General features: G+C 48.3%; 10 protein-coding genes. All 10 read right to left on the bottom strand.

The window, feature by feature from the left end; all coding sequences use genetic code 11:
* Positions 1-22: 22 nt before the first annotated feature.
* Positions 23-3,619, bottom strand: a complete 3,597-nt coding sequence (locus FSB84_RS21315) for a SusC/RagA family TonB-linked outer membrane protein (RefSeq protein WP_130539900.1) — start codon at positions 3,617-3,619, stop codon at positions 23-25.
* Positions 3,620-3,709: 90 nt separating this feature from the next.
* The gene (locus tag FSB84_RS21310; RefSeq protein WP_130539899.1) at positions 3,710-4,888 is read right to left on the bottom strand and encodes a FecR family protein; all 1,179 of its coding nucleotides are present in this window, start codon (positions 4,886-4,888) and stop codon (positions 3,710-3,712) included.
* A 57-nt stretch (positions 4,889-4,945) separates the two neighbouring features.
* A complete protein-coding gene (locus FSB84_RS21305) occupies positions 4,946-5,578 on the bottom strand; it encodes an RNA polymerase sigma-70 factor (protein WP_130539898.1) in 633 nt (210 codons plus the stop codon).
* A gap of 138 nt (positions 5,579-5,716) precedes the next feature.
* On the bottom strand, positions 5,717-6,469 hold the full coding sequence (locus FSB84_RS21300) for a class I SAM-dependent methyltransferase (protein ID WP_130539897.1): 753 nt from the start codon (positions 6,467-6,469) through the stop codon (positions 5,717-5,719).
* A 167-nt stretch (positions 6,470-6,636) separates the two neighbouring features.
* Entirely contained in the window at positions 6,637-7,389 is a 753-nt protein-coding gene (locus FSB84_RS21295) for an SDR family NAD(P)-dependent oxidoreductase (RefSeq protein ID WP_130539896.1), read from the bottom strand.
* On the bottom strand, positions 7,386-8,723 hold the full coding sequence (locus FSB84_RS21290) for an MFS transporter (protein ID WP_130539895.1): 1,338 nt from the start codon (positions 8,721-8,723) through the stop codon (positions 7,386-7,388). The genes FSB84_RS21295 and FSB84_RS21290 overlap by 4 nt, the downstream gene beginning before the upstream one ends.
* Before the next feature lie 292 nt (positions 8,724-9,015).
* The gene (locus FSB84_RS21285; protein ID WP_130539894.1) at positions 9,016-9,912 is read right to left on the bottom strand and encodes an alpha/beta hydrolase; all 897 of its coding nucleotides are present in this window, start codon (positions 9,910-9,912) and stop codon (positions 9,016-9,018) included.
* 22 nt (positions 9,913-9,934) lie between these two features.
* Positions 9,935-10,273, bottom strand: coding sequence for a cupin domain-containing protein (locus FSB84_RS21280; RefSeq protein ID WP_130539893.1), 339 nt, complete (start codon positions 10,271-10,273; stop codon positions 9,935-9,937).
* Between the two features lie 11 nt (positions 10,274-10,284).
* Positions 10,285-12,408: a heparinase II/III domain-containing protein gene (locus tag FSB84_RS21275; RefSeq protein WP_225979849.1), complete on the bottom strand. Its 2,124-nt coding sequence runs from the start codon at positions 12,406-12,408 to the stop codon at positions 10,285-10,287.
* Between the two features lie 14 nt (positions 12,409-12,422).
* Positions 12,423-14,756 carry a polysaccharide lyase 6 family protein gene (locus tag FSB84_RS21270; protein WP_207234202.1) on the bottom strand — a complete coding sequence of 778 codons (2,334 nt, stop codon included), beginning with the start codon at positions 14,754-14,756 and terminating at the stop codon, positions 12,423-12,425.
* Positions 14,757-14,766: the final 10 nt, after the last annotated feature.

Raw genomic sequence — 14,766 nt, 5'->3', positions numbered from 1 at the left:
TGAATTATTTTTTGAATGGTGATCAGAAAGAAACGTTCAGGCTCATTGTATAGGAAGCCGTGATCGGCAATGACGTTCCTCCGGTTCCTACGGTCTCCGGATCTTGTCCATGGAACGCCTTGCTGGTAATGATGAACGGATTGTTCACCGAGAACCCAACAGTCATGCCACGGGCGCCAAACCTTCTTACGCTGGCTGCCGGTAACGCATATCCCAGGCTGACATTGGTGCAACGGAAGAAATCACCTTTCACCACACGTACGGAGGATCTGTCATAGATAGAATAAGGGCTGGCCCCACCCACTACATTCCCTACTTCCAGCGGGATATAGGAAGTCCTGTCCCAGTTGGCATAACCAGGAATTGTAGTACGGGTTTCATCACCGGGTTTACGCCAGCGGTCAAGCATTTCCCTCGACAGGTTCATCTCGGGAGTCGGCGCTATTTCGGAAGCATTTCTCGGATACAATGGATTCAGGCGTTTATGATGACCTAACCTCAGCAGGAACGAAGCATTCAGAGAAAATGATTTGTAGGTGATGGTGCTGGTGGTACCCATATCCAATATTGGATCTACTCTTCCGGAATATTTCAACCAGGTGGAAGGATCATCTTTATTGAAGCCCGGGTTCTTTTCATAAAAATCATACAATGGCATTCCATTCACAGGGCTGAGGCCTGCAAATCCGAATGAATAGAAGGAACCAAATGGCATTCCGGGCACCACGGCAGAACCACTCAGGTACTCGGCATAATTGTTGACGATGCCGGACCTTACCACTTTATTATAGTTCATCGAATAATTGAAAGTCTGGTTCCAGGTTACACCTGATTTTGATCGTATAGGCACTACCGTTACACCCAGATCCCACCCCTTGTTGTTCATGCTGCCATTGTTCATGTACATATTCTTTACACCATATTCAAGCGGAAGCGCTACGGTAACGATCAGATCGGTGGTCCTGTTATAGTAGGCATTTGCATTGATCTGTAATCTCCCCTTGAATAGCATCAGATCCATTCCCAGGTTGAAGGATTTCGATTTTTCCCAACGAAGGTCAGGATAAGGCAGGCTCTTCAGGTCCAATACAAATTCATTGGATACATCATCCACGGGGGCAGACGGGTAACTTGCAATCAACTGCGGACCTACCTGAGATACCACATTTCCCTGTGAGCCATAGGAAGCGCGCAACGCAGCCTGTTCAACCCAGTTCACTCTTTCCATGAATGGTTCTGCCGTGATATTCCACATGGCGCCAACATGCCAGTTGGGAAGGAAACGCTGGTTGGAATACTGGCCAAAACGGTTTGAACCATCTGTGCGAATACTGGAACTGATGGTGTACTTCCTGTTGAATTGGTAATTGAAACCGGCCATCCAGGATAATGTATTGGTAACGGTGTTGGTGTTCACTACCTGGTGGTATGCCTGTGATCCAATGGCAGAGCGGGTATTGTAGTATCCGGAATAGTAAGTGTTTCCCCGTTCAGGAAAATAGCCAGGTTCCAGCGACATCGTTCCGTCTTGTTTTACAGAACGCATTTCCTGCGATACCATGGCAGACAGGTTATCCCTTCCTTCAAAAAGACTCAGGTTATAGTTAAACTGGTTACGGATATTAAGCGCGAGATTTTGAGTTGATGCAGGATATCCAATACCACCATAAGGAAGCGGCGATTTTTCAAACTTGAAATCTCCTTTCTTATACGCATTATAGTCGAATCCCCTGATCACGGCAGCTGCATAACTGCGGGCTGTGATGAAATTGAAATTGGAATTCCCGGAAGCTTCAAGATTATAGGTTCCCTGGAAACTCAGTCCTCTCATTAACCTGTAGTTGATGCCGGTATTGATATTGAAACTTTGTGTAGTAGTGGTAGAACCTGTTTGATCAATTTCATTACGGATATTGTATCGGATCGGATCAGGATTTACCCAGGGCGTTCTCATATTGGTAGAGACCTGGGCAATATAGAAAGAATCAGGATGGATAGTACGGGAGGTCTGCAATGCATAATCGAAAGGGTTTACATTATAGTAACCTTTCGCTTTCCTGTAGGAGGCATCGATCAATAAGTTCACGTTCAGTTTGCTGCTTAGGTTGGATTCAAGATTCAACCTGCCGGAATAACTCTGCAGATTATCTCCTTTGAATGCTCCTTTGTTATCGAAGAAGCTCACCGAAGCGTAATAATTCGTTTTGCCGGCTCCACCACTGAATCCGATGGAGTGCGTCTGGTTGAAAGCATTTTGCGTCAACAGATCAAACCAGTCTGTATTCATCGTTTCCAGCTGTCCTACTTTTTCAGAAAACTCTTCCTGGGTGATCTTGCGTGCAGAGAGCTGATCAACGAGTTGTTCGTAAGATACAGAACGAAGTCCATTGGGATAATAGATCCCGTTCTGCAGCATTTCCCTTGAAACGTCTACCCTCTCCTTGGAATTCATCAGGTTCATTTGCGTATACCGCGGTCTGCCGGTGAATCCAAGACTCAGATTATAATTGATGGCTACCGGTCCGGGTTTTCCTCTTTTTGTTTTAACAACAATCACACCGTTGGCAGCCTGTACACCGTAAATGGAGGTGGCAGCAGCATCTTTCAAAAATGTGATGCTTTCAATATCATATGGGTTGATGCCGGAAATGGCATTGCCCACCATGCTGAAATTCGATTCCTGTGCGGCAGCCAGTACCGTGTTCACCTGGAGCGGGCTCAGGTTCACAGGATCGGTGCGGATGATATTGTCTACCACCCAGAGCGGAGATGCATTTCCTAAAATGGTGCTGGTGCCGCGGATGCGGATCTTTGGAGCAGCGGAAGGGCTTCCACTGTTGAAAGTGACTACCATGCCGGGAACTTTTCCCTGCAGCATCTGATCAATGCTTGCCGCACCTGGCCTGAGGAATTTATCAGGCGTCAGCGTAGTGACTGCACCTGTGAGCATGCGTTTCTCGATGGTCTGATATCCTGTTACAACATATTCAGTCATTACCGACGGAGCAGTATCCAGCGCAATTTTCAGGAACTCATCTTTCCTGATCTTCACTTCGTAACTCTTCATGCCCAGGTAACTGAAACGAAGGATATCATTTTCTTTGGCGGTAAGATTGAACATTCCATTCTTATCGGCAGTAAGTCCTCTCTTTTCCGGCAATACCATGATGGTGGCATTGGAAAGCGCCTGCCCCTGGTTATCCACTATCTGGCCATTCACGTCAAAGAACTTACCCGCCCGCGTATTGTCTTTTTTGCTGGTTTTAAGGATCAGCAAAACGTTGCCATCTGTTGCTTCGGCAAACCTGATAGCTGTATTAGACAATAATCTCTCCAGTACTTCACGTCCGGATCTGTCAGCTACATCAATACTTACAGCAGGCTGACTGTTCACATCCTCCTGGTTGAAGGTCATGTGCACACCGGATGCGGCCCGGAATTTCTTCAGGGCTTCAGCAAGACTAACATTGGTAACTTTGAAACTGATCTTTTTATCCAGCGGTCTCTTCGTTTGTGCAAAGAGCGGGATGGAAGCTCCCAACAGGAGCAGGGAAAGGATGGCGCACACAAAATGCCCTCTTACCCGCAATGATACAGGTGTTGTAACAACATTTCTCATTTGAAAAGCAGTTTAATATTGATCGGTTTCCGGTATGTTTCCGGAAAGGATGGCAGGTTTATATCATAATCAGTAGAACTGTAGCAAACATTATCGTGAAATACTTACCAGGCGGCCATTTACTGAGAAACGGAGACCTTCCGTGGTACTGCTGATATGGTCGAGCACGGCCTGGAGATTATCAGCGGCGGCCATGTCTACGGTAAAGCGGAGCTCTTTCAGGGATGCTTCCGCAAATTCAAATTCATAGTCGAAATCACGGCTCAGTTGTTCAGTGATCTCCCGGAGCGTAAGGTCTTCCAGGTAGAGCTCTCCATCTTTCCAGCCGGTAAACAACCTGGTGTATACGGGAGCTTTCTTCATTTGTGCTGACTGCAGGTCGTACATCGCCTGCTCACCAGGCATCAGCTCGATGGAAGCCGTTTTATTTTTCACCCGCACTTTTCCTTTTTCCAGGGTGGTGCGAATCGTTTTCGCATAGGCATTCAGGTTGAAAGCAGTACCCAATACTTCTACATCGATATTGACTGTATGCACGATGAAAGGTTTCTCCGTATTCTGTTTCACATCAAAATAAGCTTCGCCTTCCAGGGTAACTTCCCGAGTAGCCCCGATGAATGCAACCGGATAGGTGATCTTCGAGGCAGCATTCACCCACACGGTGGTGCCGTCCGGCAGGCTGATCTGCGACTTCTTCCCTCTTGGCACCATCAGGGTATTGTAAAGTAATTTGTCGCTTTTTACATCAGTCTCGTATTGCAGTTTTTCATCTGAGGCCACAATGCCTACTCCATTCTTTTCGGTGATGGATTGTTTTTGTCCCAGTTCAATCTTACTGCCATCTGCCAGGATCAGTTCCACCTGTTTTGAAGGGGGCAGATCTGCTTTTTGAGTTGATTGTGTTTTCCCCGCCAGTTCCTGTTGTTTGTTGCCGGCAGGTTTATTCAGCATCCAGAAAATGCCAGCCACGGCCAGCAGCAGCACCGCTGCGGCCACCAGACTGAATTGTCTCCATTTTACAAAGCGTCCTTTACGGGCACCAGTATTTTCTTCCATGGCAATTCTGGCAGAAAGACTATTCCAGCCATCTTCCAGCGGAAAGCTTTTCTGTTCATCCACGGGATGCAGCCTGTTGCGCAGCCGCTTGAAGAAATGAAGCACATTCCGTTCTTCTTTGCTCAGACCTTCCTGTTCCGGGTTGATCTGAGGCTGATCCAACTGTTCTTCCAGTTTCTCCCAACGGATATTATCGTTTTCGTTTTGTTGCATCTTGTGCTGCTTGAATTGTATAACACTATACCCTCATTGAAGGGTGAAGCAGTTTGTTTATTTTTTTAGTCCGATCCATAAGATCAGGAAATGGAGCAGCCATGCGCATTCTTCACGCAGGAACTGATAAGCCAGTCTGATCTGGGTTTTGACAGTGTTTACAGATACGCCCATTCTCTCCGCCGTCTGCGCATAGGTAAGACCGTCCTTGTTGGACGAAAGAAAGATGGCCTTTCTTTGTGCAGGCAGCCTCTCGATTGCATTCCATAGCTCCCTGTTCTTTTCTTCCTCCCCCATATCGTCGAAAGAAGGCACTGGTTGTTCGGCTACCTTAAGATTGTTTTCAGGGTCTTTCACAGAAGTGAACTTTTTGTTGTCCCGGATATAATTGATGCTCGCATTCTTCACGGCCCGTAATGCGTAATACTTGAAGTCGCCGGTAATGGCCAGTTCTTCTTTTTTATTCCAGCAATGAAAAAAGAAATCCTGTACAATATCCTTGGCAGCGTCTTCATTGCCGGTGATATAATAGGAAGCGTTGCAGAGACGGTGATAGTATTCCCGGAAAAGGGATTCCAGGTGCGAGAGATCAATGATATTTCCAATCTTACCTTCCATAAGCGGGGCGCGCACAAATAAGCATTTGGTTTGTTGTTGTGGTTGAGGCAAGGTAAAATGGATGGCAGCCATAAGGCATGAGCTTTCAAATATAAAAAATGATCAGCATATCCTCCCCTTTTTCAGGTCCCGCAATAACACAACACCGGCCTCACGCGGGAGGGTGAAGCCGGTAACGATATTTTTTTCTTAATTTTTAAGGGAAGCCGTCTACAGGATGCCGGAATAGACTTTGGTGGCGTAATTGATCACGATCAGCTCATTTTCCTTGAAGCGGTCGAAAAGCAGTTCCAGGTCTTCTACCATGGTTTCATAGCCGTCCTCACCTTTTACGGGCATATAGGAAGACGAAAGCAGCCTGCCCTTCAGTCCTTCAAAATCGAAAACCTGTTTATTGGAGAAAACGTTCAACTCAACGGGCGCAGGATCGAAGAAAAGCACCATGTCTTCCATATTTATATTGCGGTGGTCCACTTTTACATAATCCCTGGCATGTTTCACAATGAGGGCATCGTATTCCACTTCGAAGGGAGATTCTATCAGCCTTTCGTTCCAGATCACGGCAAGCAGTCCTGCATTTTTAAGGATGCGCCTGAATTCTGTTTTACATTTTTCGCGATTGAACCAGTGGAAGGCCTGACCTGCGATGATGGCATCCACGCTATGCGCTTTGAGAGTGGTCTTTTCGGCTGTACCTGATACCGGTGAGAATTCCGGGTAATCCCCCAGCAGCTCAATGGCTTTATCGAGCATTTCCTTGTTAGGCTCTACTGCTATCACTTTGTAACCTTCTTCCAGAAAGGGTTTCGAAGAGATCCCGGTACCAGCTCCAATATCTGCGATTATTTTATCAGCACTTAGATCATATTGATCGGCTAAGAAAGAAACGATTTCCCCTGGATAATGCGGTCTGTATTTCACATAATCTTCCACCCGGTTGCTGAATCTTTTGGTACTGTCCATATACTTTCTTTTCCTGGTTATACAATCAAAATTACATCATGCGGTCGAATCCCTTTGTAGGCCGGTTACTACCTGTTCCAAGATAAGAAAAGGGCTGCACTTTTGTGCAGCCCTGCTACATAACCAGGAAAATAATGAACAATATGAAGAATACGGATTAACGCGTTCTAGGAGAAATAAGTTCCCCCGTTGATATCGATATTGGCACCTGTGATAAAGCTGGCTTCATCGCTGGCGAGATAAGCCACCAGGTCGGCCACTTCACCGGCCTTACCTTCCCTGCGCAGCGGTGTGGAATTGGCCACGTTCTGGCGCACTTCGGGTTTGGTGAAACTGTCGTGGAAGAATGTAGCGATCATACCAGGGTCCACTGCATTCACGCGGATACCTTTCGGGCCGAGCTCTTTGGCCATTGCTTTGGTAAAAGTAGCCACAGCACCTTTGGCAGTTGCATAGGCAGAAGCTCCAAATCCGCCGCCATCCCGGCCTGCCTGGGATGAGAAGTTCACTACAGCACTGCCTGCCGGCATATGGGGTACTACCTGCCTGGTGAGCAGGAAAGCGGATTTTACATTGAGGCCCATCACATGGTCCCAGAAATTTTCATCCATGTCTGCAATCAGTTTACGCGCCACCATTCCACCAGCCACATTCACCAGGATATGGATCTCGTTACCGAATGCTTTTTGTGCAGCACTCACTACATTGGCAACATCCTCTCCTTTGCTCATATCGCCTTTCACAGCAATCGCTTCTCCACCGATCGCACTGATAGCCGCCAGGGTTTCCTGCGCCTGTTGCTCACTGCTGAAATAATTCACTACCACCCTGGCTCCTTCCTTTGCCAGCTTTACGGATACGGCCTGGCCAATATCCCTTGCACCACCGGATACAATGGCAACTTTTCCCTTTAGTCTCATATATTCTCTTGTTTAAATTGTTTTTTGGATGAAATGAACATGATGCAACACCATGCCAGCGGCACCATCAGTGCGCCCATGATGAAGAATGATGTATAACTTACTTTGGTGATCACGGGAACGATCCAGGTTGTGATCAGCGTTCCTGCAACAGCAGTGGTGCCGCCCATGCCCGCAACCACACCCACATTCTTCCCATGGAAATAATCTCCGGGCAATGTCTGCAGGTTATTGATCAGGAACTGAAATCCGAATAAGGTTGCACTGATACAGGCAATAGCCATCGATGGCTGGTTCTTCAGTTCATCGAGATAATACGCAATCACCGTGAGCGAGATCAGCATGATCACACTGCCGATGGTAATGGCGCTCTTCCGCGCTTTCGCCGCATCCACGCCACGTTTGATGCGCGCCGATGAATAGAAACCGCCGGTCAATCCGCCCACTGCCGCAAAAAAATAAGGCACCCAGGCAAAAGCCCCGATCTGTTTCATATCAAACTGGTATTGCTCCTTCAGGAAAGTAGGCAGCCAGGTAACGAACATCCACCATACAGGATCGATGAAGAACCTGCTGGTGAGAATGCCCCAGGTATTCCTGAATTGCAATAATTCTTTCCAGGAATACACTACAGCTGTTGCCTTTGGCTTCGATGCTTCCATCTGACCGCCCTGTATATGCGCTTTTTCTTCTTCAGTGATCCAGGGATGCTTATCGGGCGTGTTCTTGTTGATCCACAACCAGGGGATCAGCCAGAGAAAGCCCAGCACGCCAATCACAAGGAATGTCATCTTCCAGCCAAAGGCCAGGAAGAGCGCAGCGATCACGGGTGCTGCGATCACGCCGCCAATACTGGCGCCTGCACCGAAAATGCCCTGTGCAATGGCCCGCTCCTTTGGAGGGAACCATTCGGCATTGCTCTTGGTGGCGCCGGGCCAGTTGCCGGCTTCGCTGATGCCAAGCAGGAACCGGAAAATATTGAAGCTGAGAATGCTTTTGGCCAACGCATGCAGCCCGATGGAAATGCTCCATCCGATGATACTAACAGCCATGCCTAATCGCGTTCCGATAGCGTCCATCATCTTTCCTGTTACTGTTTGCCCGATGGCGTAAGCAATCATGAAGAAGGTGGTGATCAGCGCCAGTGTGTTCTTACTGTCTTCGTCGGCAATGCCGAAGTCTTTATAGATATAGGGCCACATGAAATTGATGGCGCCACGGTCTATATAATTGATGATAGTAGCCAGCCCGATCAGCGAAATGATCCACCAACGCAGTCCTTTAAGTTGGAAGCGATTGTTTTTTATTTGTTCTATTGGTTTCAAATCGTTCATTTTTTTGATGAGCTTGTATTTGGGAGTTGCGGCCGTGATATGCCAGGTAAGGTGGGCTGGGAAACGAACCGGCGCGGGAGAATGATGATTCAGAGATGGGTTGGAAAGATGAGCGAAGGATCTTTGATGAGCTTCTTCGCTTACGTTTCCATGGCCCGACTTACCTGGCATATTCCCGGCCTGCCCTACAATATCAAGGCTTCACATTTTGATTCATCTAAAATCAATTTATCACATTGATTCTTATTTCACCATTCCAAATCAAATCACGGTACAATCCACAATACTTAACCTACTTCTTATCAGGAATCCCCAGATCCTTCAGGAATTTGGTGATGGCTTTGTTCAACTCGGTGTTCTGCTCTCTCGGAAAGCCGCCGTGCTTGCCGCCTTCGATGGTCATGAACTCTGTTTTTACACCGGCTTCCTGCAATTTCTTGTGAAGGACCACAGATTGCTGATAGGGAACGGTTGGATCAGCATCGCCGTGAACGATGAATACAGGCGGGCTGTTCCTGTTCACGAAATTGATCGGCGAAACGGATTTGACGAAGTCTGCATCTGTGGCTTTGCTGCCCAGCCAGCGCGTAGCTGATTTGCTGGTGATGTCTTTGCCATAAGCCCAGTCGTTCACGTCAGCGATGCCGTACTTGTTGATGATGGCAGCCACTTTTATATTTTCTGTGCCTGGACAATTTGTATCGAAACGATGATCATTGCCGAGCAGTCCTGTCATCAGGGCCAGATGGCCCCCGGCGCTGCCACCCATTACCACGATCCTGTTCACATCGATATTGAGGGCTGCTGCATTTTTGATCAGGTAGATCAGGGCACAACGCGCATCTTCAACTGCTGCGGGAGCCGTAGCCTGCTGAGTCAGGCGGTACTCGATATTGCAAACAGCAAAGCCCATCTTGAAGAATGTGCTGAAGCCGGTCTGCGATTCCTTGGTGCCATGGTTCCAGCCACCACCGTGGATATTGATCAGCACGGGTGTGGGCTTGCCATTGTTGGGTGGAAGATAGAGGTCCAGCTTCTGTTCCCAGTCCTTACCCTTTGTGTACACCACATCTATCTGTGATGTATAACCGGGAAGTAACTGAACTTTCTTCACTGTGTCCTTTGTATCTTCCTGGGCCATGGCAGAGGCCGATAAGAACAGGGCAAATGCGAAAATGATCTTTCTCATTGTAATGATTTTATTGAAGGGATCAGGGTAAAAAATCTTCTCTGAGCGGACTGAAAACATCGATGAGCAGCCCGGGCTCCAGGCAAACACAGCCATGGATCACATGCGGTGGAACATAGTAGCCATCGCCTTTGCGGATGATCTTTTTTTCATTGCCGATGGTCATTTCGAATACACCACTTTCCACATAGGTCACCTGTGAATGATGGTGCTCGTGCAGGGTACCAACGGCGCCTTTATCGAACTTCGCTTTCACCAGCATGATCTTATCATCATAGCCGTACACCTGTCTTTGAATGCCATTGTTAAGGTCTTCCCAGGGTATCTCCTGCTCAAACTGAAATTCACTGCTTGCTTTCATGATCTTGTTTTTTAGTCAATCACCAGAAATGATCCTGGATCATTTTTCCTGATGCTGACGGTATATGATTTCTTTTTGTAAGTAAAACGGAACTGCACTGCTTCCTTCGTGGCGCTTACCAGCTTCAACTCTTTCACGGCAGCACTGGCGCCGGTGGTCACTTCCGCGACGGTATTGTTCCTGCCATGCGGCTCGGTAATACTGATGAATGTGTGGTTGGTGGCAGCGGGCTGAGACAAAATGAATGCTTTTTCATTGCGCAGGTTCAGGTTGGGATCCTGCGCGCCGAGGGTCACCAGCTTTACACGGATGGCAGTATCGGCTAAAAATGAAGTAGTATAGAATCTGCGGTTGTTCAGTACTGTTATGTACTGTTTTCCATTTGCAGGTATGCCGGTACCGTTCAGCCAGAGATGCTGATAACCATTGCTGGTTCCGAGGGCTGGCAGTTGTTTGCCGTTCATTTCGGAAGGGAAAGGCAGGTCGGTGATATGACCCTGGTACCAGAAAGGAAGATCGTACTGGTGCGGCTGGTCACTGTTAACGGAGAATACATCCAGCAGCAGGGCTTTGTCAGCACCTTCGGGAGTGAAGAGAATGGCCGTGCGCCAGAGTGTTACTCCTTTGTATGCATTCTTTTCCTCGGCGCTCACCACCTGGAATTTTTCGTTGGCTGTGAAGTTCACCAGTGATGGAGTGGTCTCCTCCCCTTTCTTTTCGTTGCCGTTGAAATGGGAGGTCTGGTCCGCAGTAATTGTATTGTGGGCAATAGTTTGCTTGCCCCAGGTATCGTTCTCTTTGGTATAGTTACCACCGTTCTTGGTTTCCACATTGAGGAAGCGAACGGCACCGTAATCGCTGAATACTTCCGTGCCATTGTCGTACACGAGCAGGTTGAGACGATCGAAATGTCCATGCCCCATGCCCTGTGTGCCGGCTTTCATCACTACTGCCAACTGGTCTGCATTGGCGCCGCTGCGAAGGATACCGATGCCGCCGCCTTTGCCATCTGCGCCATCCTTGATCCACATGGGCTTGTAGGCAAATGGATTTGTCTTGCCCGCGTCAATGGCCTGCGCCACCTGTAATCCGGCATCGCTGATGATCACACGGTCCTGCTGCTGTGCAATGTCAAGCAGGTCATCTCCGGCCTGCATATCACTGTAGGCAATATCCACCGCGTATACCATTTCTTCCGTTTCGTAGGTTTTGTCCTTGATGGCATCGTTGAGCGGAAAGAAGACCTTATTGGTATAAGTGCATTGCAAGGCAGTGTTCACTGCTTTCTTCAGTAGTCCATCTCTGAAATCATAGATGCCGAATTTCGGATCGTATTGGTGAATGGCTTTGGCGAAGATCATAAAGGGCAGGATCGCATAACGCTGGTAGTAAGGTCCTTCGGCGTAGTAGCCATCGGGCGAGAACAACTGGTTGAGCTGCGCGAGAAAACCACCTTTATCATCCTGTTTGCTGCCATGCAATGCGGCCTGCACCCATTCTTTTTTTCCGCATACATAGCCGGTCATGCCCACTGCTGCTGCGCTCCAGGTGCCGTGGTTATGTACTTTATTGAAAATGGAACCGTTCACTTCGCTCAGTTCTTTTACCACGTTTGCGAAGAGATCGTTCTCTATTTTTTTCCTGTCGGCTGCACTGAGGGCACCGTACACGCAGTCGTATGCCTGGATCATGTATACCTGCCAGACGCAGTCGTTCAGGTTCTGCCAGAAGATCTTTCCGCCGGGCTCCTGTTTTCGTTTGGGATGACGGCCCCAGGTATTGTACTGTTTTGCATATTCCAGGAGGAGGTCCTTCACGAATTTCGCATAGCGCTCATCGTTGGTAACCTGGTATGCGATGCCGCAGGCAAGCGCCTGCTGGTAATTCTTTTTGTGTTTTTCGTGGGTTACGCCGCCACCGCCATCTGCCGGTGTGGGCACTTCGATGCCGGATTTCAGGGCTTTCTCCGCGTCCTTTTTTACAGTTTTGTAGCTGGATGCCATGATGGGATAATCTTTGATCCCTTTGCGCACGGCTTCGATATTTTTCTGCGTGAGCATTATGGAGGGATGCGATTGGCCCTGCACAACCAAAACTGAAATAACGAGTGATATGGAAAGAAAGAATGTCTTCATGATAATAGTCTTCATTAGAGTACACCCATCGGCTTATTGTCGTTACCAATTAGGCCGTTGGTTTGCGCCAGCCTGAAATCATTGCTGGCAGCGTCTTTGAACGATGGTTTCCTGTTCCGGATATTTTTGCCGGTGGCTTTGCCGAAGAAGGTGCTGATACGGCCACTATCGTACACATTGCAATAATCCACTTTGAGATCATCCCAGGCCATTTCTTCCAACCAGATGATCCTGCCGCCTTTGCCACTGAAGTTGAACACACTGTTGGTGATGCTGGCCACCTGCACTCCGATCAGTTTCACCACGGTTCCCTGCATACGATTCTCTACATTATGAAAAGTGCAATGATTGATATGGACCGATGGACCTGTAGTGCTTTCATCGTTCCCACCCCTGTATACATTGATGGCGCCGCTGAGTGTATTGGCAAAAACGGAATTCTCCACGCGCATGTAGGCTACGTTGTAAATGCCTTTGTCGTCTTTTTCTGCACCATAATCGATGCCCATACCGGCATTATTGCGAAAAATGCAATTGCTGATCAGCACAGAGTCTGCATAAGTTCCTTTGGAGGCTTTGATGCAAACATGACCACCCTCGCCAAAATTGATGAATTCGCATCCGTCCACTTTGAGGATATAGTGAGCGCTTGTAGGTTTGCTGGCCGTTGCAATGCCGGATCTCACCGCACCATAATTCTCATAGGCGCTGTTGAAAATGATTCCACCGGCATTCAAACTGCCACCGGATTCGATCACCATAAAAGCGGGCAAACCAGTGGTGGCGATGCTCACCAGCTCAGGCTTTGCTTTAAGGCCGGCAGCTGATTGTATCACTACCGGCTTGCTGATCACCAGTGGATCAGTGATCTTGTACAAACCTACCTCTGTCAATTCAATGATATCGCCGGGAGCAGCATTATTGATGATCGCATTCAGTTGCTGGCTGTCCGCAGCAGCAACGGTATGCACGGAGGGCTTGCGGACAACAGACTGCTCCGGCCTGAACCAGACGGCGCCGGTATTTGCGGCGCTCATCCAGTTCAGTTTACTGAGATCAGCTCCATATTTCCCGGTGGGAATTTTGAATTGCTGACCAGCCCAGGTAATTGCAGTGAGCGTTGGTTTTTCAGCAACAAAACCCGCCGGGGCTGCGGCAACGGTTTTGGCGGAATAGCGATTATTGGTGAACGTGATGCCGCCATCTTTATTGGCATCTTCATACACCGTTGCATTATTGGTCTGAATGAAATTATCCCTGAAGGTTACCCGTGCCGGAGGCAGGGTTCGCTCCTCATCTTTTCCCGCGCCGAAAAGGATGGTCTTGCAGTTCACGAATGTATTATGATGAATGTCTGTATCCGTTACCTGCATATACCTGTTCAATGGAGAACCGGGCACACCATTCAATACGGTAAAACCGCCATGGAAGCCTTTTCCGGCCAGGTCTATGAAAAGATTATTGGCAACGGTATGACCCGGATTGATCACCCGCACGCCACCGGTATAGGGTTTATTGTTACCGATGAAAATATTGTTGAGCACGATATTGCCTGAGCCATGTCTAAGTACCAGTCCGCCTTCGCTTTCGAAGAAAGTGTTTTCTGTGAGACGGTTGTTGCAGCTTTTCACGGAGATGATCTCCACCTCCCCATTGCATCTTTCAAAATAATTGTGATGCACCAGGGTATTGCTGCTGGTGAGCGAGTATCGGCTCACGCCGATACGGATGGTTTCGCCACCATTGGAGCCAAGTGGTTCACGGCCCTTGAAATAATTGCTGTCTATGCTATGCTCATTGTGCTGAGACCTTTCATCGTTCAGCTCAACAATGAGAGTAGTGCCTGTATTGAGCTTATTGCCGATCACACAGTGATCGATCCGGTTCTTCTTTCCCCAGAGCGTGATCCAGTGATCATCATCAGACCGGCTGGGTTTGCTGAAGTTCTCGAACACACATTGGGTGAGCCTGCAATGATTGGCGAGATTGTCTCCTTTTCTGAAATCGACGATGGACTCCTTCACGGCATAGCCATCGGTAAAATGCAATCCGGAAACAGTCACATGATCACTTCCGAAGCGGATGAAAGAATTGCCGGTGCATTTCACGCCGCCGGGCGTTTCTGCCATTATCACGATGGGCTTTTCTGCGGAGCCGCTGGTGGTAATGAACAATGGCATATCCTTCCAGGTGCCATTGGCGAGCACGATGCTGTCTCCCGGCTTTGCTTTATTCAGCGCCGATTTCAACTCCTGATTATCTTTCACGGGTATTCGCTGGCTGTAACCTGCGTTCATGGCCAGCAGCAGGGTTGCGATGAGCAACAACGGATTGTTTCGTTTTTTCAAAGCCTGAGTG

It is taken from the genome of Pseudobacter ginsenosidimutans (assembly GCF_007970185.1).
Taxonomy (GTDB): domain Bacteria; phylum Bacteroidota; class Bacteroidia; order Chitinophagales; family Chitinophagaceae; genus Pseudobacter; species Pseudobacter ginsenosidimutans.
This window is presented reverse-complemented; position numbering and strand designations above follow the sequence as displayed.

Coding starts and splice junctions, on each gene's coding strand:
- FSB84_RS21315 (WP_130539900.1), bottom strand. CDS start 3,619: ATGAGAAATGTTGTTACAACACCTGTATCATTGCGGGTAAGAGGGCAT.
- FSB84_RS21310 (WP_130539899.1), bottom strand. CDS start 4,888: ATGCAACAAAACGAAAACGATAATATCCGTTGGGAGAAACTGGAAGAA.
- FSB84_RS21305 (WP_130539898.1), bottom strand. CDS start 5,578: ATGGCTGCCATCCATTTTACCTTGCCTCAACCACAACAACAAACCAAA.
- FSB84_RS21300 (WP_130539897.1), bottom strand. CDS start 6,469: ATGGACAGTACCAAAAGATTCAGCAACCGGGTGGAAGATTATGTGAAA.
- FSB84_RS21295 (WP_130539896.1), bottom strand. CDS start 7,389: ATGAGACTAAAGGGAAAAGTTGCCATTGTATCCGGTGGTGCAAGGGAT.
- FSB84_RS21290 (WP_130539895.1), bottom strand. CDS start 8,723: ATGAACGATTTGAAACCAATAGAACAAATAAAAAACAATCGCTTCCAA.
- FSB84_RS21285 (WP_130539894.1), bottom strand. CDS start 9,912: ATGAGAAAGATCATTTTCGCATTTGCCCTGTTCTTATCGGCCTCTGCC.
- FSB84_RS21280 (WP_130539893.1), bottom strand. CDS start 10,273: ATGAAAGCAAGCAGTGAATTTCAGTTTGAGCAGGAGATACCCTGGGAA.
- FSB84_RS21275 (WP_225979849.1), bottom strand. CDS start 12,408: ATGAAGACATTCTTTCTTTCCATATCACTCGTTATTTCAGTTTTGGTT.